19 protein-coding genes, 2 pseudogenes and 1 other annotated feature are annotated in these 22,433 nt (G+C 48.4%); of the genes and pseudogenes, 12 read left to right on the forward strand and 9 right to left on the reverse strand.

Features of this window, described 5'->3' with window-relative positions; translation table 11 throughout:
• Positions 1 to 58 precede the first annotated feature (58 nt).
• On the forward strand, positions 59 to 1,039 hold the full coding sequence (locus tag C2U43_RS16485) for an IS5-like element ISKpn26 family transposase (protein WP_000019450.1): 981 nt from the start codon (positions 59 to 61) through the stop codon (positions 1,037 to 1,039).
• Positions 1,040 to 1,140: 101 nt separating this feature from the next.
• On the opposite strand, the pseudogene C2U43_RS16490 reads toward C2U43_RS16485, so the two are convergent.
• Positions 1,141 to 1,539 (reverse strand): annotated as a pseudogene (locus C2U43_RS16490) (twin-arginine translocation signal domain-containing protein); the annotation flags it as partial.
• A gap of 399 nt (positions 1,540 to 1,938) precedes the next feature.
• Between C2U43_RS16490 and sbcB the strand changes: the two are divergent.
• Positions 1,939 to 3,363, forward strand: coding sequence for an exodeoxyribonuclease I (sbcB, locus tag C2U43_RS16495; protein ID WP_048215987.1), 1,425 nt, complete (start codon positions 1,939 to 1,941; stop codon positions 3,361 to 3,363).
• Between the two features lie 59 nt (positions 3,364 to 3,422).
• Here sbcB and plaP read toward each other — a convergent pair whose 3' ends face one another.
• The 4 genes and pseudogenes from plaP to C2U43_RS16515 all read right to left on the reverse strand — a co-directional run bounded on the left by plaP (position 3,423) and on the right by C2U43_RS16515 (position 6,849).
• The gene (gene plaP, locus C2U43_RS16500) at positions 3,423 to 4,784 is read right to left on the reverse strand and encodes a putrescine/proton symporter PlaP (protein ID WP_003834188.1); all 1,362 of its coding nucleotides are present in this window, start codon (positions 4,782 to 4,784) and stop codon (positions 3,423 to 3,425) included.
• A complete protein-coding gene (yoeI, locus tag C2U43_RS30225) occupies positions 4,774 to 4,836 on the reverse strand; it encodes a membrane protein YoeI (protein WP_099045591.1) in 63 nt (20 codons plus the stop codon). Before yoeI ends, plaP begins: the two co-directional genes overlap by 11 nt.
• A gap of 162 nt (positions 4,837 to 4,998) precedes the next feature.
• Positions 4,999 to 5,983 (reverse strand): annotated as a pseudogene (locus tag C2U43_RS16510) (LysR family transcriptional regulator).
• A gap of 41 nt (positions 5,984 to 6,024) precedes the next feature.
• Positions 6,025 to 6,849, reverse strand: a complete 825-nt coding sequence (locus C2U43_RS16515; RefSeq protein ID WP_103285501.1) for an SDR family oxidoreductase — start codon at positions 6,847 to 6,849, stop codon at positions 6,025 to 6,027.
• Between the two features lie 174 nt (positions 6,850 to 7,023).
• Between C2U43_RS16515 and hisL the strand changes: the two genes are divergently transcribed.
• From hisL to hisIE, 9 genes are all read left to right on the forward strand, one after another.
• A complete protein-coding gene (gene hisL, locus C2U43_RS16520) occupies positions 7,024 to 7,071 on the forward strand; it encodes a his operon leader peptide (RefSeq protein WP_100250077.1) in 48 nt (15 codons plus the stop codon).
• Positions 7,047 to 7,169, forward strand: a sequence feature (His leader region). Its footprint overlaps the gene before it by 25 nt.
• A 45-nt stretch (positions 7,170 to 7,214) precedes the next feature.
• On the forward strand, positions 7,215 to 8,114 hold the full coding sequence (gene hisG, locus C2U43_RS16525) for an ATP phosphoribosyltransferase (RefSeq protein ID WP_003834191.1): 900 nt from the start codon (positions 7,215 to 7,217) through the stop codon (positions 8,112 to 8,114).
• A gap of 127 nt (positions 8,115 to 8,241) precedes the next feature.
• Positions 8,242 to 9,546, forward strand: coding sequence for a histidinol dehydrogenase (gene hisD / locus C2U43_RS16530; RefSeq protein ID WP_103285502.1), 1,305 nt, complete (start codon positions 8,242 to 8,244; stop codon positions 9,544 to 9,546).
• Complete coding sequence (hisC, locus tag C2U43_RS16535) at positions 9,543 to 10,622, forward strand: histidinol-phosphate transaminase (RefSeq protein WP_103285503.1); 1,080 nt, start codon at positions 9,543 to 9,545, stop codon at positions 10,620 to 10,622. Before hisD ends, hisC begins: the two co-directional genes overlap by 4 nt.
• A complete protein-coding gene (gene hisB, locus C2U43_RS16540) occupies positions 10,619 to 11,686 on the forward strand; it encodes a bifunctional histidinol-phosphatase/imidazoleglycerol-phosphate dehydratase HisB (RefSeq protein ID WP_100272178.1) in 1,068 nt (355 codons plus the stop codon). The genes hisC and hisB overlap by 4 nt, the downstream gene beginning before the upstream one ends.
• The gene (hisH, locus tag C2U43_RS16545; protein WP_001103544.1) at positions 11,686 to 12,276 is read left to right on the forward strand and encodes an imidazole glycerol phosphate synthase subunit HisH; all 591 of its coding nucleotides are present in this window, start codon (positions 11,686 to 11,688) and stop codon (positions 12,274 to 12,276) included. The genes hisB and hisH overlap by 1 nt, the downstream gene beginning before the upstream one ends.
• Positions 12,276 to 13,013: a 1-(5-phosphoribosyl)-5-[(5-phosphoribosylamino)methylideneamino]imidazole-4-carboxamide isomerase gene (gene hisA, locus C2U43_RS16550; RefSeq protein ID WP_103285504.1), complete on the forward strand. Its 738-nt coding sequence runs from the start codon at positions 12,276 to 12,278 to the stop codon at positions 13,011 to 13,013. Before hisH ends, hisA begins: the two co-directional genes overlap by 1 nt.
• Positions 12,995 to 13,771 (forward strand): imidazole glycerol phosphate synthase subunit HisF, encoded by a 777-nt coding sequence (gene hisF, locus C2U43_RS16555; protein WP_103285505.1) that lies wholly within the window; start codon positions 12,995 to 12,997, stop codon positions 13,769 to 13,771. Before hisA ends, hisF begins: the two co-directional genes overlap by 19 nt.
• On the forward strand, positions 13,765 to 14,376 hold the full coding sequence (gene hisIE / locus C2U43_RS16560) for a bifunctional phosphoribosyl-AMP cyclohydrolase/phosphoribosyl-ATP diphosphatase HisIE (RefSeq protein ID WP_103285506.1): 612 nt from the start codon (positions 13,765 to 13,767) through the stop codon (positions 14,374 to 14,376). Before hisF ends, hisIE begins: the two co-directional genes overlap by 7 nt.
• 54 nt (positions 14,377 to 14,430) lie before the next feature.
• Here hisIE and wzzB read toward each other — a convergent pair whose 3' ends face one another.
• Positions 14,431 to 15,414, reverse strand: coding sequence for an LPS O-antigen chain length determinant protein WzzB (wzzB, locus tag C2U43_RS16565; protein ID WP_103285507.1), 984 nt, complete (start codon positions 15,412 to 15,414; stop codon positions 14,431 to 14,433).
• A gap of 399 nt (positions 15,415 to 15,813) precedes the next feature.
• Between wzzB and C2U43_RS16575 the strand changes: the two genes are divergently transcribed.
• Positions 15,814 to 16,818, forward strand: a complete 1,005-nt coding sequence (locus tag C2U43_RS16575; RefSeq protein ID WP_103285508.1) for an NAD-dependent epimerase — start codon at positions 15,814 to 15,816, stop codon at positions 16,816 to 16,818.
• 59 nt (positions 16,819 to 16,877) lie between these two features.
• Here C2U43_RS16575 and ugd read toward each other — a convergent pair whose 3' ends face one another.
• The 3 genes from ugd to C2U43_RS16590 form a co-directional block, all read right to left on the reverse strand.
• Positions 16,878 to 18,044: a UDP-glucose 6-dehydrogenase gene (ugd, locus tag C2U43_RS16580; protein ID WP_103286003.1), complete on the reverse strand. Its 1,167-nt coding sequence runs from the start codon at positions 18,042 to 18,044 to the stop codon at positions 16,878 to 16,880.
• Positions 18,045 to 19,201: 1,157 nt separating this feature from the next.
• The gene (locus C2U43_RS16585; protein ID WP_158654547.1) at positions 19,202 to 20,383 is read right to left on the reverse strand and encodes a glycosyltransferase family 4 protein; all 1,182 of its coding nucleotides are present in this window, start codon (positions 20,381 to 20,383) and stop codon (positions 19,202 to 19,204) included.
• Complete coding sequence (locus tag C2U43_RS16590) at positions 20,358 to 21,638, reverse strand: oligosaccharide flippase family protein (RefSeq protein ID WP_103285510.1); 1,281 nt, start codon at positions 21,636 to 21,638, stop codon at positions 20,358 to 20,360. The genes C2U43_RS16585 and C2U43_RS16590 overlap by 26 nt, the downstream gene beginning before the upstream one ends.
• Between the last annotated feature and the right edge of the window lie 795 nt (positions 21,639 to 22,433).

Here is a 22,433-nt window from a genome sequence, read left to right on the forward strand (position 1 = left end):
AACAAGTTCCTGATATGAGATCATCATATTCATCCGGAGCGCATCCCAGAGGGACATCATGAGCCATCAACTCACCTTCGCCGATAGTGAATTCAGCACTAAGCGCCGTCAGACCCGAAAAGAGATTTTCCTCTCCCGCATGGAGCAGATTCTGCCATGGCAGAATATGACCGCTGTCATCGAGCCGTTTTATCCCAAGGCGGGCAATGGCCGACGGCCCTATCCGCTGGAGACCATGCTGCGTATTCACTGCATGCAGCATTGGTACAACCTGAGCGACGGTGCCATGGAAGATGCCCTGTACGAAATCGCCTCCATGCGCCTGTTTGCCCGGTTATCCCTGGATAGCGCCCTGCCGGATCGCACCACCATCATGAATTTCCGCCACCTGCTCGAGCAGCATCAACTGGCCCGTCAATTGTTCAAGACCATCAATCGCTGGCTGGCCGAAGCAGGCGTCATGATGACCCAAGGCACTTTGGTGGATGCCACCATCATTGAGGCACCCAGCTCGACCAAGAACAAAGAGCAGCAACGCGATCCGGAGATGCATCAGACCAAGAAAGGCAATCAGTGGCACTTTGGCATGAAGGCCCACATTGGTGTCGATGCCAAGAGTGGCCTGACCCACAGCCTAGTCACCACCGCGGCCAACGAGCATGACCTCAATCAGCTGGGTAATCTGCTGCATGGAGAGGAGCAATTTGTCTCAGCCGATGCCGGCTACCAAGGAGCGCCACAGCGCGAGGAGCTGGCCGAGGTGGATGTGGACTGGCTGATCGCCGAGCGTCCCGGCAGGGTAAAAACCTTGAAGCAGCATCCGCGCAAGAACAAAACGGCCATCAACATCGAATACATGAAAGCCAGCATCCGTGCCAGGGTGGAGCACCCGTTTCGCATCATCAAGCGGCAGTTCGGCTTCGTGAAAGCCAGATACAAGGGGCTGCTGAAAAACGATAACCAACTGGCGATGTTATTCACCCTGGCCAACCTGTTTCGGGTGGACCAAATGATACGTCAGTGGGAGAGATCTCAGTAAAAACCGGAAATAACGCCAGAAATGGTGGAAAAAATAGCCTAAATAGGCTGATTCGATGTGTTTGCGGGAAAAAAATCGGCCCAGATCCGCGAAATTTTAATCAGCGAGTCAGCTTGGGAAGAAATGACCTGCTTATTCGCACCTTCCCTAATAACCTGCCAGTCACCGCTCCCGCGAGGTCCTGTGCGTTTCATGGGTTTAACAATGCGATGAGGGTCGTTGACCAGGCTAACGCCGCTGCCGCCGCGAGCGCAGACACGTGTCCCCTGCTGTGGCGCATTAGGGTTTCCTTGAATAAAAACCGTTTTATTATTAATCACCTGAGCCTGAATTGGGCAGCGAAAAGAACACATCTCGCACAAACTTGGCGTCAGGGATGTTTTCCCTTTGATGCTCTCTGGAGAATTTCGCGCCAGTGCCCCAGGCGGGAAACTGCCTATCGCACAGGCTGAACAGCCTATACCCACTCCTCGCAAAAAATTACGCCGACTAATGCTCATATAACCTCCTGTTATTAGATATATCCAATAATTATATGGCGTTTGGATTATTTATTTTTTACATCAATCACATTTCATTACAATGCATGACAGCGAATTGACATAAATAAAAACCCATTGTTTATAAAAGATTTTTAAAGTTTCCAGAACACAACTAAGAAGAGGAAAATAACAATAATGGTTATCAGTTAGATTATTTACAACCCCGCAACTTCAAGATGTTTTATTTCCGTAATTTATTTTAACAGTGCGGAATTTATTAATTAATTCCATTAATGTCCTGTTTATCTCAATTTTATTGCGTACACAATCCAGCTTAGATAATGCCATAGCTGATTATCTCGCTATTTTTTGGTATTCTTGAACCAGCGCTAAATTGATCCCGGACATAACTGAACAATGAATGACGGCAAGCAGCAACCTGGTTTTCTCTTCCACGATTACGAGACCTTTGGTACCCATCCGGCGCTGGACAGACCCGCGCAATTTGCGGCTATCCGCACAGATAATGATTTCAACATCATCGGTGAACCAGAAGTCTTTTATTGCAAACCCGCGGACGATTATCTGCCGCAGCCTGAGGCGGTGTTGATTACGGGTATCACACCGCAGGAAGCACGAGAAAAGGGAGAGAATGAAGCCGCATTTGCTGCACGCATCCACGCCCTGTTCACCGTGCCGAAAACCTGTATCCTGGGCTATAACAACGTGCGCTTCGATGATGAGGTGACGCGCAACATCCTGTATCGCAATTTCTACGATCCCTATGCCTGGAGCTGGCAGAACGATAATTCGCGCTGGGATCTGCTGGATGTGATGCGCGCCTGCTATGCCCTGCGTCCTGAAGGCATTAACTGGCCGGAAAACGACGACGGCTTACCCAGCTTCCGCCTGGAACATTTGACCAAAGCCAATGGTATTGAGCATACCAATGCTCACGATGCTATGGCGGACGTATACGCCACAATCGCAATGGCGCAATTAGTGAAGTCGCGCCAGCCGCGTCTGTTTGATTATCTCTATAGCCATCGTAATAAGCACAAGCTGGCCGCGCTGATTGATGTCCCGCAAATGAAGCCGCTGGTCCATGTCTCTGGTATGTTCGGCGCATGGCGCGGCAACACCAGTTGGGTAGCGCCGTTGGCGTGGCATCCGGAGAATCGTAACGCGGTTATTATGGTCGACTTAGCCGGTGATATTTCGCCGCTGCTCGAACTCGACAGTGATGCCCTGCGCGAGCGGCTCTACACGTCTAAAGCGGATCTGGGTGATAACCCGGCCGTACCGGTTAAACTGGTGCACATCAACAAATGCCCGGTACTGGCACAGGCTAATACCCTGCGTCCGGAAGATGCCGACCGTCTTGGCATTAACCGCCAGCACTGTCTGGATAATCTCAAAGTTCTGCGCGAAAATCCGCAAATACGCGACAAAGTGGTCGCGATCTTTGCAGATGCGGAACCCTTTACACCATCAGATAACGTGGATGCCCAACTTTATAACGGCTTTTTCAGCGATGCTGACCGTGCGGCGATGAAAATCGTTCTGGAAACCGAACCACGCAATTTACCGGCTCTGGATATCTCCTTTGTCGATAAGCGCATTGAAAAACTGTTGTTTAATTACCGTGCACGTAACTTCCCGGGAACGCTGGACGAAGCAGAACAGCAACGCTGGCTGGACCATCGCCGCCAGGTATTCACACCGGAGTTTTTGCAAAATTACGCCAATGAACTGCAGTTATTGAGCCAGCAATATGCGGATAACAAAGAAAAGTTGATGCTGCTGAAATCACTCTGGCAGTATGCCGAAGAGATTGTATAAATCCCACGTATAAAAAAACGGAGAACATGTCTCCGTTTTTTTTTAGTTAAATGCTGTTATTACGCGACATCTTCGTCGTACTGCGGTACCGGGTTGCGGAAGCTTTTGGTCACACAAGCCAGGTAAATCAGACCGATACCGGCCCAGATCAGACCCAGAACCATTGAGCTCTCTTCCAGATTCACCCACAGCGCACCAACGGTCAGCGCACCGCACATCGGCAGGAACAGATACTGGAAGTGGTCTTTCAGCGTCTTGTTACGCTTCTCACGGATCCAGAACTGGGAGATCACCGACAGGTTAACGAAGGTAAACGCCACCAGCGCACCAAAGTTAATCAGCGCCGTCGCCATCACCAGGTCGAAGTTGATTGCCAGCAGAGCAATCGCACCAACCAGAATGATGTTCATAGACGGAGTACGCCATTTCGGGTGTACATAACCGAAGAAACTTTTCGGGAACACGCCGTCACGCCCCATCACGTACATCAGACGCGCTACGCCAGCATGCGCCGCCATACCGGACGCCAGTACGGTAATGGTAGAGAAAATCAGCGCGCCAACCTGGAAGAACTTACCGGCGACGTACAGCATGATTTCCGGCTGTGAAGCGTCTGGATCTTTGAAGCGCGAGATATCCGGGAAGTACAGCTGCAACAGATAGGTGGAGACGATAAAGATCAGGCCACCAATCAGCGCGGTCAGGAAAATCGCACGCGGGATCACACGCTCAGCGTCTTTGGTTTCTTCTGACAGGTTGCTGATACCGTCAAAACCGGTGAACGAGAAGCACAGGATGGTCGCGCCCGTGATCATCGGGATCACGTGTGCATCACCTGACCAGAACGGACGGCTGCTCGCCAGCGTACCGGCACCTTCCCCTTCGAACACGCCATAAACGACCATGCCGAGGATCACTGCAATCAGCACCACCTGCAACAACACGATTACGGTGTTGAAATTCGCAACGGATTTAAGGCTGCGCAGGTTGAAGGCGGTCATAAAGGCCACCAGCGCCACCACGAATATCCATGACGGTATCGACGGCACCAGGGCTTCAAAATAAATTTTTGCCAACAGAATGTTGATCATCGGAGCGAACAGGTAGTCCAGCAGTGATGACCAACCCACCATAAAGCCAACGGTCGGGCTAATGGATTTCTGGGCGTAAGTGTAGGCAGAGCCTGCAGACGGATAGCGACGCACCAGTTTACCGTAGCTCAGTGCGGTAAAGAGGATGGCGATCAGTGCAAAGGCGTAAGCTGTCGGGACGTGACCATCGGTCATTCCTGATACGATACCGAATGTATCGAACAGCGTCATCGGCTGCATATAGGCAAGGCCCATCATGACAACCGGAACCAGCGTAAGCGTTTTACGTAATTCCACGCGAGAGGTGTTTGGAGTAGCGTTATGCGACATGGTTATCCCCCATTACGGCGAAAACCGTCGCGTAAGCAAAAAATTGCCCCATTTTTTGTTAATCCTCAGCGACAACAACTGTCGATTTTTAAGTAAGTATCTATCCGGTACGAAGCCCGGCCTCTTTTATGAATGATTGGTTTGATGCAAAAAAATAACCGACGCGTATTAAAACGTCGGTTAATGTCATTTTTTGCAAGCGGCGTATTTTGCCCTAAATTGGGGAGAAATAACAAGAGATTGAAGTAGCCACAAAAGAATATTTTTTCTTAACTGATTGATTTGTCAGCAGCCGTTTTCACATACACCCCCGCAATAGCACTATTTGCTAAAATCTCATCCCGCCACCAGGCACTGGCCAACCCGGCGGTCTGTTCATTCCAGCCTATCCACACGGGTTCAAAGACAATTTGCGCGACCACTTTTTTCTCAATCAGTGCGCCGCTCTCCAGAAATCGCTGCGCCAGGTAGCGCGGAATATAGCCACATCCCAGACCGCTGATTTGCAGTTCCAGCTTGGTTTTGAAGTCAAAAACGGTAATGGCTTCTTGATCGTCAAGCACCTGGGAGCCTGAGACGTTGGCATGCTGCGCATTGTCCCCCACCACAATGGCGCGAAAACGGCGAATGGTACGACGATTTAACGGTTCCTGTTCCTGCGCCAGCGGGTGATGCGGCGCAACCACAAACACCTGTTCCAAAACCCCGAGCCGTGCAAAGCCAAATTCACTCGCTGCAGGGGGTTCATGCATGGCGCCAACGATAATATCCGCCCGGCCCTGAGTGAGGGCATCCCAGGAGCCGCCCAGCACGCCATTGATAAACTTCAGGCGCGTCACGCTGTGGTGTTGATAGAAAGATTCGATGAGTGGGGCCAGCAGTGAAAAGGGAAACGTATCATCTACGCCAATAACCAGTTCATTCTCCCAGCCTTCGTGAAGTTTAATCGCCTGCTTTTCAAGTTCGCGGACGGTGTGCAGCACCTCCCGCCCCTTTTCCAGCAGCATCTGCCCGGTGCGGGTGAACTTAGCCCGGTGTCCGCTGCGATCGAGTAGCTGAATATTAAGATCGCTTTCCAGCTTATGGACGGTGTAGCTAAGCGCAGACGGCGTCTTAAACAATTTTGCCGACGCCGCCGCGAAACTGCCCTCTTTTTCTAATGCATCGAGGATGATAAGAACGTCCAGCAGTGGTTTCATACTCGCCCCCTGGCGGTATACAGCGGCACTCTGCTGGATTGTCACTCCATCGGCATCACCAGCGGGTCAGGATACTGGTACTCAAACCCAAGCTCATTACAAATACGGTTGCCATCAATGACTTTACCTTTACCGTTATCCGTACCGCCGCGAAATTCCGGCGGCCCCATCCCCAACTGGCGGGCCATCTGCGGATAGAACACGTTACGCGCCGGATGCATAGGCGCACATATATTATAGATGTGTCCCCCTTTAGGCGCTTGCAGCAGTAACGTGATGGCAGAAACCACATCGTCCAGATGCACCAGATTGACGCCATGATGTCCGTCTGGTGCCGTCTTGCCGGCAAAGAAGCGACCAGGATGTCTTCCCGGACCGACCAACCCGGCCAGACGCAAAATATCCACCGACGTGCCTGGCAAATTGTGCAACCAGTCTTCAAGTTCTTTCAGGACACGACCGCTCGCCGTGACCGGATTACGCGGCGTCCCCTCTTTCACTGTGCCTTGAACGTCACCATAGACTGACGTCGAACTGGTAAAAATAATTCGTGGGATCCGATACGCCAGCGCGCTGTCGACCAGTTCCTGCATGGCCTGCAGGTAAAATGCTTCCCCAGGACCGCTACGACGCGCAGGCAGCGTAATAACCAGCGCATCGGCGTCCATCAGTGCATCGAGATCGTCAGCCTCACAGACCAGTTCAGGTTCCAGGCGCAGCGAATAACTCTCGATACCGCTCATGCGGGCCGCTTCCACCCCATCCAATGTGGTTTTGCTGCCGGTAACCTGCCAGCCTCTCGCCGCCAGCGACATGGCTAACGGCATGCCTAACCAACCTAACCCGACAATTGCGACCTTTTTCATGCCTTCTCTCCTGACTTTTGGCCTATAACGCAAGGCTACGCCAGCCCACGGTGGCTGACAATTCATAGTATCAATATGAAATGAATTAATGATCAAAAAAAGCCCTTGCTTTCCGTAGCTAAAGTGGTTTAGGTTAAAAGACATCAAATGAATAAACATTCATCGAGAAAATTTATGACACGCGCTCAATTCAAACACCATCATCACCATCATCCTGACTAGTCTTTCAGGCGATGTGTGCTGGGAGACGTTTAAATCTTCCAGCGGTGCATGAGCGTATGAGAAAGCCCCCGGAAGATTTCTTCCGGGGGCTTTTTTTTGTGCGTGACCCAAACTGATTCAGACAGGATAACGAGGAATAAAGAATGTTAGACAACACCCGTTTACGCATAGCTATGCAGAAATCAGGCCGCTTAAGCGATGATTCACGCGAATTACTGGCCCGTTGCGGCATTAAAATTAATCTTCACACCCAGCGCCTGATTGCGATGGCGGAGAACATGCCGATCGATATTCTGCGCGTGCGTGATGACGATATCCCGGGTCTGGTGATGGACGGTGTCGTTGACCTCGGCATCATCGGGGAAAATGTTCTGGAAGAGGAACTGCTCAACCGCCGGGCACAGGGTGAAGACCCTCGCTATTTTACTCTGCGCCGTCTGGACTTCGGCGGCTGCCGTCTCTCGCTGGCTACCCCGGTTGATGAAGCCTGGGATGGCCCGGCAGCGCTGAACGGTAAACGTATCGCGACCTCTTACCCACACCTGCTCAAACGTTATCTCGATCAGAAAGGAGTTTCGTTTAAATCTTGTCTGTTAAACGGCTCAGTAGAAGTCGCTCCCCGTGCGGGTCTGGCTGATGCGATTTGCGATCTGGTGTCCACCGGCGCAACGCTTGAAGCCAACGGTCTGCGCGAAGTAGAAGTGATCTACCGCTCTAAAGCCTGTCTGATTCAGCGCGACGGCGAAATGGCCGAAGCCAAGCAACAACTGATCGACAAACTGCTAACCCGTATCCAGGGGGTTATTCAGGCCCGTGAATCCAAATACATCATGATGCACGCGCCGAGCGAGCGTCTGGACGAGGTCATCGCCCTGCTGCCCGGCGCTGAGCGCCCTACCATTCTGCCTCTGGCGGGCGACCAGCAGCGTGTTGCCATGCACATGGTCAGCAGCGAAACCCTGTTCTGGGAAACAATGGAAAAACTGAAAGCGCTCGGTGCCAGCTCAATTCTGGTGTTGCCGATTGAGAAGATGATGGAGTGATCTGATGCCTGATGGCGCTTCGCTTATCAGGCCTACAAGAATTGTCACAATCATTGATATTACGGGTTTTGTAGGCCGGATAAGGCAGCGCCGCCATCCGGCAACACCCGATAATGGAGTAACGACCATGAGCTTCAATACCCTGATTGACTGGAATAGCTATAGCCCTGAGCAGCAGCGCGAACTGCTGATGCGCCCGGCGATTTCCGCCTCTGAAAGCATCAGCCGTACGGTGGACGAGATCCTTGAGAACGTCAAAAATAACGGCGACCGGGCGCTGCGTGAATACAGCGCAAAGTTCGATAAAACCGAGGTTGGCGCGCTGCGCGTGACCGAGGAAGAAATCCAGCAAGCCAGCAGTCGCCTGAGCGACGAACTGAAACAAGCCATGCAGGCGGCGGTGCGTAATATTAATACTTTCCACACCGCGCAGATCCTGCCACCGGTGGATATCGAGACCCAGCCAGGCGTGCGTTGCCAGCAGGTTACCCGCCCTATCGCTTCCGTGGGCCTGTATATTCCTGGAGGTTCGGCGCCGCTGTTTTCCACCGTATTAATGCTGGCGACCCCGGCGCGCATCGCCGGTTGTAAAAAAGTGGTACTGTGCTCACCGCCGCCGATTGCCGATGAAATCCTCTACGCCGCGCAGCTGTGTGGCGTAAAAGAGGTGTTTAATGTGGGCGGTGCGCAGGCTATTGCCGCGCTGGCGCTGGGCACCGAATCTATTCCTAAGGTCGATAAAATCTTCGGGCCGGGCAATGCATATGTGACCGAAGCCAAACGCCAGGTCAGCCAGCGTCTTGACGGCGCGGCCATCGACATGCCTGCTGGCCCGTCCGAAGTGCTGGTTATCGCCGACAGCGGCGCGACGCCGGACTTTGTTGCCTCTGACCTGCTATCTCAGGCAGAACACGGCCCCGACTCGCAGGTTATTCTCCTGACGCCAGACGCTACGCTTGCCGAAGGCGTTGCCAAAGCCGTTGAACGCCAGCTCGCTGAGCTTTCCCGCGCTGAGACCGCACGTCAGGCGCTCTCCGCCAGCCGCTTAATCGTGGCGAAAGATCTGGCGCAGTGCGTTGAAATATCTAACGCCTACGGTCCGGAACACCTGATTATTCAGACCCGCAACGCGCGTGAACTGGTTGATGAGATCACCAGCGCCGGTTCGGTGTTCCTCGGCGACTGGTCGCCGGAATCCGCAGGCGACTATGCTTCTGGCACCAACCACGTTCTTCCGACCTACGGCTATACCGCGACCTGCTCAAGCCTTGGGCTGGCTGATTTCCAGAAACGGATGACCGTACAGGAATTAACCCCACAAGGTTTCTCTGCCCTGGCCTCAACCATTGAAACACTGGCCGCTGCTGAACGACTGACTGCCCACAAAAATGCCGTCACCCTGCGCGTTAACGCCCTGAAGGAGCAAGCATGAGCACTGACAACTTTCTCAGCGTCACTGATTTAGCCCGTAAGAATGTTCGCGAATTAACGCCCTATCAGTCTGCCCGTCGTCTCGGTGGTAACGGCGATGTCTGGCTCAACGCGAATGAGTACCCAACCGCCGTTGAGTTCCAGCTCACTCAGCAAACGCTGAACCGCTACCCGGAATGCCAGCCGAAAGCGGTGATTGAGAATTACGCGCAGTATGCTGGCGTCAAACCGGAGCAGGTGCTGGTCAGCCGCGGCGCAGATGAAGGGATCGAACTGCTGGTGCGCGCGTTTTGCGAACCCGGTAAAGATGCCATTCTCTACTGCCCGCCGACTTATGGCATGTACAGCGTCAGCGCCGAAACGATTGGCGTCGAATGCCGCCCCGTTCCAACCCTTGATAGCTGGCAACTTGATTTGCAAGGCATCGCGGACAAGCTTGATGGCGTGAAAGTGGTCTACGTTTGCAGCCCTAATAACCCAACCGGCCAGCTGATAAACCCGCAGGATCTGCGTTCACTGCTCGAAATGACGCAGGGTAAAGCTATTGTGGTCGCTGATGAGGCCTATATCGAGTTTTGCCCGCAGGCCACGCTGGCAGGCTGGCTGTCTGAGTATCCGCATCTGGTGATATTACGCACGTTGTCCAAAGCGTTTGCGCTCGCCGGTTTACGCTGCGGGTTTACGCTGGCGAATGAAGAGGTTATCAATCTGCTGTTAAAAGTGATTGCCCCTTACCCGCTCTCTACGCCGGTGGCAGATATCGCCGCCCAGGCGCTGACGCCGCAAGGGATTTCCGCCATGCGTAAACGCGTAGAGCAGATCCTGGAAGAGCGTCAGTATCTGGTAGATAACCTGAAAACAATTCGCTGTGTAGAGCAGGTATTCGATTCTGAAACCAACTATGTTCTGGCGCGCTTCACCGCATCAAGTAGCGTATTTAAATCTTTGTGGGATCAGGGCATTATCTTACGAGATCAGAATAAACAACCTTCGTTAAGCGGCTGCCTGCGAATTACTGTCGGAACCCGTGAAGAGAGCCAGCGCGTCATTGACGCCTTACGTGCGGAGCAAGTATGAGCCAGAAGTATCTTTTTATTGACCGTGATGGAACCCTGATTTCCGAACCGCCAAGTGACTTTCAGGTCGATCGCTTTGACAAACTCGCCTTCGAGCCGGAAGTTGTTCCCGTTCTGCTGAAACTGCAAAAAGCAGGTTTTAAGCTGGTTATGATCACTAACCAGGATGGGCTCGGAACCCAGAGTTTCCCACAGGCTGATTTTGACGGTCCGCATAACCTGATGATGCAAATTTTCACCTCTCAGGGCGTGACATTTGATGAGGTATTGATCTGCCCGCACCTGCCAGCGGACGAGTGTGATTGCCGTAAGCCAAAAGTGAAGCTGGTTGAACAGTATCTGGTTGAACAGGCCATGGATGTGGCAAACAGCTACGTCATTGGCGACCGGGCGACCGATATTCAGCTCGCTGAAAACATGGGGATTAGCGGATTGCGTTACCATCGCGATACCCTGAACTGGGCGATGATCGGCGAGCAGTTGACCAAACGTGACCGCTACGCACACGTTGAGCGTAATACTAAAGAAACGCAGATTGACGTCAAAGTCTGGCTGGACCGCGAAGGCCGCAGCAAAATTAATACCGGCGTTGGCTTCTTTGACCACATGCTGGATCAAATCGCCACCCACGGCGGTTTTCGCATGGAGATTGCCGTCAAGGGCGATCTGTATATAGACGATCACCACACCGTTGAAGATACCGGTCTGGCGCTGGGCGAAGCCTTAAAGCTGGCGTTAGGCGATAAGCGCGGCATCAATCGTTTTGGTTTTGTACTGCCGATGGATGAGTGCCTGGCACGTTGCGCGCTGGATATCTCCGGCCGCCCACACCTGGAGTACCGCGCGGAGTTTACCTACCAGCGCGTTGGCGATCTGAGCACGGAGATGATCGAACACTTCTTCCGTTCACTCTCTTACACTATGGGCGTCACCCTGCACCTGAAAACCAAAGGCAAAAATGACCACCACCGTGTGGAAAGCCTGTTTAAAGCCTTTGGCCGTACGCTGCGTCAGGCGATTCGTGTAGAAGGCGACACGCTGCCCTCCTCAAAAGGAGTGCTGTGATGAACGTGGTGATTCTGGACACCGGTTGCGCCAACCTGCACTCGGTAAAATCAGCCGTCGCACGCCACGGATACGACCCGGTTGTCAGCCGTGACCCGGACGTGGTGCTGCGCGCCGATAAACTGTTTCTGCCGGGCGTCGGCACCGCGCAGGCGGCTATGGACCAGTTGCACGAGCGCGAACTGATTGAACTGATTAAAGCCTGCACGCAACCGGTACTGGGGATCTGTTTAGGTATGCAACTGCTGGGCCGCCGCAGCGAAGAGAGTAACGGTGTCTCCCTGCTGGGCATTATTGAGCAGGACGTCCCGAAGATGACCGATTTCGGTCTGCCGCTGCCGCATATGGGCTGGAATCGCGTCTATCCGCAGGCGGGAAATCGACTGTTCCAGGGCATTGAAGATGGTGCGTATTTCTACTTTGTACACAGCTACGCTATGCCGGTAAACCCGTGGACCATCGCCCAGTGCAATTACGGCGAACCGTTTACCGCGGCAGTACAAAAGGACAATTTCTTTGGCGTACAGTTTCACCCGGAACGTTCGGGCGCGGCTGGGGCACAGTTGCTGAAAAACTTTCTGGAGATGTAATGATTATTCCGGCATTAGATTTAATCGACGGCACGGTGGTGCGTCTTCATCAGGGCGATTACGCTAAGCAACGTGATTACGGTAACGATCCTCTCCCCCGTTTGCAGGATTATGCAGCCCAGGGGGCTGAAGTGCTGCACCTGGTAGATTTAACCGGCGCGAAAGACCCGGCACAGCGCCAGATCCCGCTGATCAAAACGCTGGTCGCTGGCGTCAATGTTCCGGTACAGGTTGGCGGCGGCGTGCGTACGGAAGCAGACGTGGCGGCGCTTCTTGACGCAGGTGTGGCGCGCGTGGTGGTGGGTTCGACGGCGGTAAAATCCCCCGAGATAGTCAAAAGCTGGTTTTCCCGTTTTGGTGCCGATGCGCTGGTACTGGCGCTGGACGTTCGTATTGACGAGCACGGGAATAAACAGGTTGCGGTCAGTGGCTGGCAGGAAGATTCAGGGGTTTCACTGGAAGAACTGGTTGAGACCTATTTACCCGTCGGCCTGAAGCACGTGCTGTGCACCGATATCTCCCGCGACGGTACGCTGGCAGGCTCAAACGTCGCGCTGTATGAAGAAGTGTGCGCCAAATACCCGCAGGTGGCATTTCAGTCATCTGGCGGCATTGGCGGAATCGAGGACGTAGCGGCCCTGCGCGGGACTGGTGTTCGTGGCGTGATCGTCGGACGAGCCCTGCTGGAAGGTAAGTTCACCGTTGAGGAGGCCATTCAATGCTGGCAAAACGCATAATTCCTTGTCTGGACGTCCGTGATGGGCAGGTGGTAAAAGGCGTCCAGTTCCGCAACCACGAGATTATTGGCGACATTGTCCCGCTGGCAAAACGCTATGCCGATGAAGGCGCAGATGAACTGGTGTTCTACGATATCACCGCTTCCAGCGATGGACGCGTAGTGGATAAAAGCTGGGTATCACGCGTGGCGGAAGTGATCGATATTCCGTTCTGTGTTGCCGGTGGCATTAAATCCATCGACGATGCGGCGCGCATTCTCTCCTTCGGGGCGGACAAAATCTCCATCAACTCCCCGGCGCTGGCCGAACCGGAACTTATCACCCGTCTGGCTGATCGCTTTGGCGTGCAGTGCATCGTGGTGGGCATTGATACCTGGTATGACGCCGAAACCGGCCAATATCATGTAAATCAGTATACCGGAGATGAAAGCCGTACCCGCGTCACTCAGTGGGAAACACTGGACTGGGTGCAGGAGGTCCAAAAACGCGGCGCGGGCGAAATCGTCCTGAACATGATGAACCAGGACGGCGTACGTAACGGTTATGACCTGGAGCAACTGAAAAAAGTGCGTGATGTTTGCCACGTTCCGCTGATTGCCTCCGGCGGTGCGGGCACCATGGAACACTTCCTGGAAGCCTTCCGGGATGCCGACGTTGACGGCGCGCTTGCCGCCTCCGTCTTCCACAAGCAAATTATCAATATTGGCGAATTAAAAGCGTACCTGGCAACACAGGGCGTGGAGATCAGGATATGTTAACGAAGCAACAATGCCGCGAGCTGGACTGGGAAAAAACCGACGGACTGATGCCAGTCATCGTGCAGCATGCGGTTTCCGGTGAAGTACTGATGCTGGGGTATATGAACCCGGAGGCGCTGGATAAAACGCTCGAAAGCGGCAAAGTAACCTTTTTCTCGCGGACCAAACAGCGCCTGTGGACCAAAGGAGAAACCTCCGGTCACTTCCTTAATGTGGTGAGCATTGCGCCTGACTGCGACAACGACACTCTGCTCGTTCTGGTTAATCCGATTGGCCCAACCTGCCATAAAGGCACCTCAAGCTGCTTTGGTGACGCAAGCCACCAGTGGCTGTTCCTGTATCAGCTTGAGCAACTGCTGGCCGAACGTAAAACCGCTGACCCAGCTAGCTCCTACACCGCGAAACTGTATGCCAGCGGCACCAAACGCATCGCACAGAAAGTGGGTGAAGAAGGCGTAGAAACTGCGCTGGCTGCGACGGTGAACGACCGTTTTGAGCTGACAAATGAAGCCTCTGATCTGATGTATCACCTGCTGGTGCTGCTGCAGGACCAGAACCTCGACCTGACGACGGTGATTGAGAATTTACGCAAACGTCATCAGTAAGTTGCAGACGTAAAAAACCGGGCAGAGCCCGGTTTTTTGTTATCAGCTTTAGACTTACTCAGCTTTGGCTTTGTAACCACGCAGAGCATTTCGCCCCAGCACCACACCGGCACCAATCATCCCACCGAGCAGAACCGCCAGCACGAGGGTAATCGCTTTTTTCGGGCTGTCACGACGAATCGGTAACGTTGGTTTCATCACATAGCGGTAGGCGTGTAACTCAGCCCCTTCAAGCTTAAGACTTTCAATATCCAAAAGCTTTTGCTTGGTCTGGAAGTAGTTATCAGACAATATCAAAGGACGTGTAGATTCGTGCTCAATCATGGATTTCAGGGCATCACTACCCAACAGGAACATACTGTCCTGCGTCACATCCTGCGTCTGCTGAATTTGCGGCTTAGTCACCCCGGCCTGCTCTGCATAACGCAGCGCTTCCTGAATTTGCTTAATTCGCAGATCTTTTTGCTCCTGCGCGACCACTTCCTGAGTTTTCAGAGAGTCTTGCAACGTGGTTGTTTGCAACTTGATATTATCAACCAGGTCAAGCTCCAGCTCTTTAGCAACCTTTTCATCTGTTTGTTGAATGTATTCAGCCAGTTGACGCTGAGCGTCTTCTGGTGAGCCACTCACATAAGAAATCGCCAACGGCAGTGGTTGACCTTTAACAGACTGATCAATCGTCAGTTTTTCTGGTTTTTCCTGATTATCAAGCATTTCAGCCAATGCAGATAAAGAGGTGCTGAATCGCCCGATCACATTTGCCTGAAGTTCAGTGGTCTTAGGCGCACTGGCACCATACAACACATTGAGAGCGTTGTTATATGTGGCGATCTGACCAACATCCGGTTGAGTAATAATGGCTGTTGAGGTCCATTTCTCCTTAGCAACTGCCAGATAGCCCACAGCAAGCACTATGGCAATAACAATCGCGATAACGATTGTTACTTTCCCACGCCATAACTGTACCAGTAAATCAATCAGATCAATCTGTTCCGGATCGTGACTGCGCCCGGACATGTTGTTATCACTTACAGACATAGAAACCCTAGATAAGGAAAGACTTAAACTGGGATTAGTTTAGCTATAAATTGAGGCAATGCCATAGGATTAATGATAAAAAAATCAAATTGTTTCAGGGATTTTGATTGGTATTTCAATCACTACTGAAAAACGATACGATTAAACAAAAGTGTCAATACTCAAAGAACATCTTTATGCGCAAAAAACCATCAACACACAGGTTTCATGCCCGCTAATCGTTATACTTTACAATTCATTTTATTGAATTCATATCGTGAATACTTACCGTCTGACCAGTAAAAATGGTAGGCATAAATAATATAACAATTAGCTTTTTTACCATCTAAAGGTATCATTCCACTTTTTAGTAGCACCTGTTGGTGCCTGGCTATTATTTAGCCAAAAAGAGGAATAAACATGAAATACCTGGTTACGGGTGCCGCTGGTTTCATCGGCTTCCACGTTAGCAAACGCCTCCTTGAGGCTGGCCATCAAGTAGTCGGTATTGATAACCTGAACGATTACTACGACGTCAGCCTTAAACAAGCTCGTCTGGAATTACTGGCACAGCCTGGTTTCCAGTTTCATAAAATTGATTTAGCCGACAGCGAAGGCATGACTGAACTTTTCGCATCCGGGCATTTTGAACGTGTGATTCATCTCGCCGCACAGGCTGGTGTACGTTATTCACTCGAAAACCCGCATGCCTATGCAGACTCAAATCTAACAGGCTTTCTGAACATACTGGAAGGGTGTCGCCATAATAAAATTCAGCATTTACTCTATGCCTCATCCAGTTCAGTTTACGGCCTGAATCGCAAAATGCCTTTCTCAACGGATGATTCCGTTGATCACCCCGTATCTCTGTATGCGGCAACCAAAAAAGCCAACGAACTGATGGCCCATACTTATTCTCATTTGTACGGATTGCCCACAACCGGGTTGCGTTTCTTTACCGTGTACGGTCCTTGGGGTCGTCCTGATATGGCGCTGTTCAAGTTCACCAAAGCGATGCTAGAAGGAAAGAGTATTGACGTCTATAACTATGGCAAAATGAAGCGTGACTTTACCTATATTGATGATATCGCAGAAGCAATCATTCGCCTGCAGGATGTCATTCCACACGCAGACAGCCTGTGGACCGTTGAAACAGGTACGCCAGCAGCCAGCATTGCGCCCTATCGCGTCTACAATATCGGCAATAGTTCACCGGTTGAGCTAATGGACTATATCCAGGCTCTTGAAGATGCTCTGGCTATTGAAGCGAAGAAAAATATGCTACCGCTACAGCCAGGTGATGTACTGGAAACCAGCGCAGACACTCAAGCGCTGTATGAGGTAATTGGTTTTAAACCTGAAACCACGGTAAATGATGGGGTGAAGAACTTTGTTGACTGGTACCGTGATTTCTACAAAGTTTGATTACTGGCCTGATTAAAATAAAAAAGGCCTTATATAAGGCCTTTTTTATGGAGACGAGATTAATCACTACCAAACAGATCGCGGGTATAAACTTTATCGGCAACATCAGCTAATTCTGACGTCATACGGTTAGAAATAATAATATCCGCTTCATTTTTGAACGCATTAAGATCACGCACAACTCGGGAATGGAAAAATTCATCCTCTTCCATGACCGGTTCATAGATAATAACGGGCACACCCTTTGCCTTAATGCGCTTCATGATGCCCTGAATCGATGATGCCCGGAAATTATCGGAACCACTTTTCATGATCAAACGGTACACGCCAACTACCTTAGGCTTACGCGCAAGAATAGAATCTGCGATGAAGTCTTTACGCGTACGGTTCGCATCAACGATCGCGCCAATAATGTTATTCGGTACAGACGCGTAGTTCGCCAGCAACTGCTTAGTATCTTTCGGCAGACAGTAGCCACCATAGCCGAATGACGGGTTGTTGTAGTGATTACCGATACGCGGATCCAGGCATACACCTTCAATAATCTGCCGTGAGTTCAAGCCAAGACTTTCTGCATAGCTATCCAGCTCGTTAAAGTAAGCCACACGTAACGCCAGATAGGTGTTAGCAAACAACTTGATGGCTTCGGCTTCAGTAGAGTCGGTAAACAGCGTCGGAATGTCTTTTTTAACCGCACCTTCCTGCAGCAACGCGGCAAAACGCTCGGCACGTTTGGAACGTTCGCCAATAACGATACGAGACGGATGCAGGTTGTCGTACAGTGCACTACCTTCACGCAGGAATTCTGGAGAAAAGAATATATTGTCGATGCCCAACTGTCCTTTAATGGAGTTCGTAAAGCCAACCGGAATCGTTGATTTAATTACCATCACCGCATTTGGGTTGATTTCGACCACATCGAGGATCACTGACTCGACGCTGGAGGTGTTGAAGTAGTTGGTCTTCGGATCGTAATCAGTCGGTGTCGCGATGATAACGTAGTCCGCGTCGCGGTAAGCATCATACTTATCGGTCGTTGCACGGAAATTCAGCTGTTTTGTCGCCAGATATTCTTCGATCTCCTTATCAACGATCGGCGATTTTTTCTGATTCAGCATCTCAACCTTAGTCGGGACGATATCCAGAGCAACCACTTCATGGTGCTGGGCAATCAGAATACCGTTGGATAAGCCGACATAACCGGTACCGGAAATAGTTATTTTCATTTGATAGAAACTTTTTTGAGTTAAACCACGGTGAAAGTCCATTGACCATCACAAGAATTAGTTTTTTAACTCTGACATCTAGTTAATGTCAAGGTTGAGTCCTGTTACCGGGAGGATGTTAAGGCCCAATTAACGGTTCGCAATTTCAGCGATACCACAGAACCTCGGCATCTTGGGCACAAAGAAGGCCGATAATAAACTTCGGGGCTGGAAATTATGGATGATTAAATCAGATTAATCTGCAGGTAGTGATTGTATAACTACGCGCTGTGGTTTTGAACGTTAGAACACCCATTCCTCCCCATAATCAAGTTAAAAAGTAGCATTAATCATCATGAAAATGGTGGAATACAGTCGCTCTGGTATACAGTTCTATTCTATGCTCACGATGATACCTATCCGAAGGCTTTCATACTGACACCACCAAAATGACTATGGCGTCGGTTACAGTTGTAGAACACTTCAATGTAATCGAAGATATCCACTGGCCATGCTACAAATTTTATATAACTTCTTCCTGATGTGTTCTTTTCAGAGAACAACTCAGGTACAGGATTTTCCCTGCAGCGGCCCATGCTCAGTGCCTGATTATTAACGCAATAGAACAGTGGCCATGCTCATTCCCCTGATCTCTGCACACCATGATGTTTTCGCCGCCAGACCGCAATTCAAGTGCATCCAACGACAGCACTCGTAACAGTTTGGATTTCATCGTTCAGCCCACCATTTATGACTATGGCCAGATTCAATCAGTCCTGCCAGATACTGATGTAAGTAATATCGGTTGTCCTCACTTGATGAAGCTTCAGAGCAGTAAATTCATGCTGTAAGCAATTAGACACTATAAGTGATGGTCGAGTCGGAGTCCGCCAGGCACCTTATAACCATGTATATCTGTATCCTATTTTCCTCGTAACTCAAGCATCACGGTTGCTGCAGCACACCTCACAGATTTCAGAAAGAACACCATAGATCCGGCGGTAACCATGAACTCCACTTCTCAGCGTATAAGTGCCACGGATGAGGCCGAGAAGCCGCTGGTTATCCTTTTCTCCGGCGGATACAGCTACATGGAACCAGACATAAAATCCATCTCAGACAACATTTTCCATAAATTCAGGGGGAGTCTATAGACTCCTCCGGCATTGTTTTATGATTTAGGGATTTAACGATGATTTTAATCTCTTGGTAATAAACTTAACTGCCAAATTCGCCTGATAGTATTCCGCACCATTTTTACCTAATTCTTTACAATGGGAGGGATTATTCATCATTGTTTGTATACAGTTAACGACCTCATCAATTTGTTTATGGGTAAAACTATATCCAGCACAGGCTACTTTCTCAACAAACGTTCCATAGTCAGTAGATTCCTCAACTAAAGAAATAACGGGGATGGAACACCTAAAATAATCAATAGTTTTTGATGGAAATGTAGGGACATCAACATTATCGACTGTAGCAACTATTCCTAATTGACATGCTGACACCAACGCCAAATATTCATCACGTGGAACATAGTCATATAACAGAACATTTTTAATATTTTCATCAAAGATTCTTTTCTCAACGTCAGACTTTAATGAACCACTTCCCAATATAATAAACTTAACTCTATCAGACTTTATATTTTTTTTAATATCTAATATACTATCAATACCACGTCCAGCTTCTAATTGCCCACCAAACACACAGACAAAATCATCACCAGCAATATGATATTTTTCTTTAATCAAACTTAGGCATGTGTTTTCCTGAAATATTTCATTTGGCCCCCATATGGGAATTATTTTCTTTTCACCGCAATAGTCAGGGTATTTATTATTGAAATACTCCATATTACGCTGACTCATCAACCCAACAAAATCACTTTTATAGATGTAAAATTTTTCAATCAATGAGAAAGGCTTAAGTAACAGTTTGGGCAGCAACCCTATCTGATAGTGATGATAAGGGAAAAAGTCCCATAGTATAAAAACAGATGTGCATTTATATTTTCTTTTAAAAATCCAGTTAAGAAAACCACAAGTCATCGCAGGTGAAAAATGAATAATTAAATCATATCTATCTCTATTTATTTTTTGTGACACATCACGCCACATCCCAACACCAGAAGTAAGCCACTTATGTAATTTACCATATTTATTACTTCTTGGACGAATAAGAAAAACACTCCCATCAGGCAATTCTATAGACTGTTCCACATTAACGGAACTCCAGTCATTAAATATAACATCCACTACATCACCTTCGGTTTTGAATTGTTCTATTAACTCATTAGTTAACCATGGTGATTTCCCAGAAACATCCATTTTACTGCACAATATCAGTATATTCAATTTTTCGAACCTTCTCATAATAAAAATATACATACAACAAAGTAATACTTTGAGTTATTACATATCCTATCAATGGAGCTCGCCACCCAACATATGAAATTAAAAACAAAGTAGCACCTATAAAAACTATAGAATTCAAAAACTCTACCGTAATAGAATATTTAACCTTTCCACAAGAAAGTATGTACATCAGAAGAGAACTATACAGAAGCTTAATGACATCACCAATGATTTGTAATTGTACATAGCTTGCTACTAACTTAAATTCCTTACCGAGCAGCAACCAGACAATAATATCCCTACCAAAATAAACGACAATAAGGCTACTAATTAACATTGGTATATAGAACACCATGAATCCTTTGAAATTTTTAACCTTAATGTCATTTTTATTTACAGATGAAAGCTTAGGATATAGATAACTTAATAAAAATATAGAAAAAAATTGAATATAAGCATCTGAAATTTTTATGCTTGCGAACCAGTAACCTACAACCCCCCACCCTAATTCAGTACCAATTTCCTTTCTCAGAATAAATTGTGAAACAGGCCACAGCACCGCACCTGAAATAGTAACCATTGCGTAACCGGATAGTTTTTTTACATACCCAGACTCTATTCTTGTTAATGAAAAAACTCCACAATATTGTTTTCTTTTTTTAAAGAAATATATTACCCCATATATCCCCATAAATAAATTAACAAACATAGCTGTATAGATCAAACTTTTTTCAGTAAAGAATAAAACCCCAATCAATACAGTAATCAAAAATAAAGCTGAGTTAAAAACTGTCTGCAGACTGCTATTCCACGTATCAACACTACTAATAAAAAACACATTCGAATATAAACCAAAAGCAACAAAAAGCTGCACTATCGCATAATATCGGATTATGTCTGCGTGCAAAACACTTGTAAAAATTAAGAATGAAAATTCATTTGCAAAAAAAAACAAAATAAAAAACAGTAAAATGTTTATAATGGCTATAATTGTAAAATTCTGATTAAAAACCTTAAGCCAACTATTATAATCTCCTTTATTTTCCGACAAATATTTAACCATTCCATTATTTCCTCCTCCCAGAGATAACATGGAAACAATAGCGACAAAGGTTAAAAACTGTCCTAAACTACCAAACTCTTCCGGAGTAATATAACTTGATAAAATCTTAAGATATATAAAACCCACCAACATTTTTATTAAGTTACTGCTACCTAACTTAATAAAATGTAGAGTCATACTGTTTTTTTCCACTTAACATCCTTAATAAAAATAACAATCCAAACTATGAATGCAGTATAGATTTCAGGTGCAATTGCGAGTTGGTTGCTCGCAGTGGAAAAATGACACCATAAAAAAAAATATAAAGACCATCACAGCAGAAAAAAAATCTCTAATACAGCCATCTTCCATGCAATTGCTAAGAACAGAGAAATTAATAATATAAAAGGAACAACAAGATAATAGGAAATATCATTAGCCAACCATGGATAGTTGATACTCCATGTATAACCATCACTCCAACCGACTCCATTTAGTTGTCCCATAAGCGAGCAACTATATAAATCAATATTCAATAGTTTATCAATTGCTGAAACAAGGAATGGAGAATGACCAACAAAGAAGGTAAAACACTAATCCATTTCCAATGTTAAGTAGAGTCCATAATATCCCTGGGGTAGATAAGACGTAACATGCTAACCGAAAAAATATCTCGTCCGACATAAACGAATGAAATATGGAGTTTTGATTGGCGTAAGCAATATTATAAACACAAAAATCAAGACCTCCACTCAACCGCTCATATTTCCTAAAGAAAAAACAATGAAGAACAACAAAACAAAATTATAAGAATGAAGAATACCCTTAAAAAATTAATAAGTCGAAAACTCGCCACTTCTAATTTTTTGAGCAATCTATACAAGCGTTATGCTAACAAGAAGAATGACTAACTCACCAATTTCTCTATCAGTACCTCGGAAGATTAAAAATAAGATCATTCCAATTGCAAATATAAATATAAACCCAAAGAATACTTGCTTTCTTGTT

It is taken from the genome of Citrobacter freundii complex sp. CFNIH9 (assembly GCF_002903305.1).
In the GTDB taxonomy this organism is placed as follows: Bacteria; Pseudomonadota; Gammaproteobacteria; order Enterobacterales; family Enterobacteriaceae; genus Citrobacter; species Citrobacter portucalensis.

Excerpts from the sequence above, each read along its gene's own strand:
- C2U43_RS16485 (WP_000019450.1), top strand. The coding sequence starts at position 59 with ATGAGCCATCAACTCACCTTCGCCGATAGTGAATTCAGCACTAAGCGC.
- hisC (WP_103285503.1), top strand. The coding sequence starts at position 9,543 with ATGAGCACTGACAACTTTCTCAGCGTCACTGATTTAGCCCGTAAGAAT.
- plaP (WP_003834188.1), bottom strand. The coding sequence starts at position 4,784 with ATGTCGCATAACGCTACTCCAAACACCTCTCGCGTGGAATTACGTAAA.
- hisD (WP_103285502.1), top strand. The coding sequence starts at position 8,242 with ATGAGCTTCAATACCCTGATTGACTGGAATAGCTATAGCCCTGAGCAG.
- hisF (WP_103285505.1), top strand. The coding sequence starts at position 12,995 with ATGCTGGCAAAACGCATAATTCCTTGTCTGGACGTCCGTGATGGGCAG.
- ugd (WP_103286003.1), bottom strand. The coding sequence starts at position 18,044 with ATGAAAATAACTATTTCCGGTACCGGTTATGTCGGCTTATCCAACGGT.
- C2U43_RS16575 (WP_103285508.1), top strand. The coding sequence starts at position 15,814 with ATGAAATACCTGGTTACGGGTGCCGCTGGTTTCATCGGCTTCCACGTT.
- hisIE (WP_103285506.1), top strand. The coding sequence starts at position 13,765 with ATGTTAACGAAGCAACAATGCCGCGAGCTGGACTGGGAAAAAACCGAC.
- hisA (WP_103285504.1), top strand. The coding sequence starts at position 12,276 with ATGATTATTCCGGCATTAGATTTAATCGACGGCACGGTGGTGCGTCTT.
- hisH (WP_001103544.1), top strand. The coding sequence starts at position 11,686 with ATGAACGTGGTGATTCTGGACACCGGTTGCGCCAACCTGCACTCGGTA.
- hisG (WP_003834191.1), top strand. The coding sequence starts at position 7,215 with ATGTTAGACAACACCCGTTTACGCATAGCTATGCAGAAATCAGGCCGC.
- sbcB (WP_048215987.1), top strand. The coding sequence starts at position 1,939 with ATGAATGACGGCAAGCAGCAACCTGGTTTTCTCTTCCACGATTACGAG.
- hisB (WP_100272178.1), top strand. The coding sequence starts at position 10,619 with ATGAGCCAGAAGTATCTTTTTATTGACCGTGATGGAACCCTGATTTCC.
- wzzB (WP_103285507.1), bottom strand. The coding sequence starts at position 15,414 with ATGTCTGTAAGTGATAACAACATGTCCGGGCGCAGTCACGATCCGGAA.
- C2U43_RS16515 (WP_103285501.1), bottom strand. The coding sequence starts at position 6,849 with ATGAAAAAGGTCGCAATTGTCGGGTTAGGTTGGTTAGGCATGCCGTTA.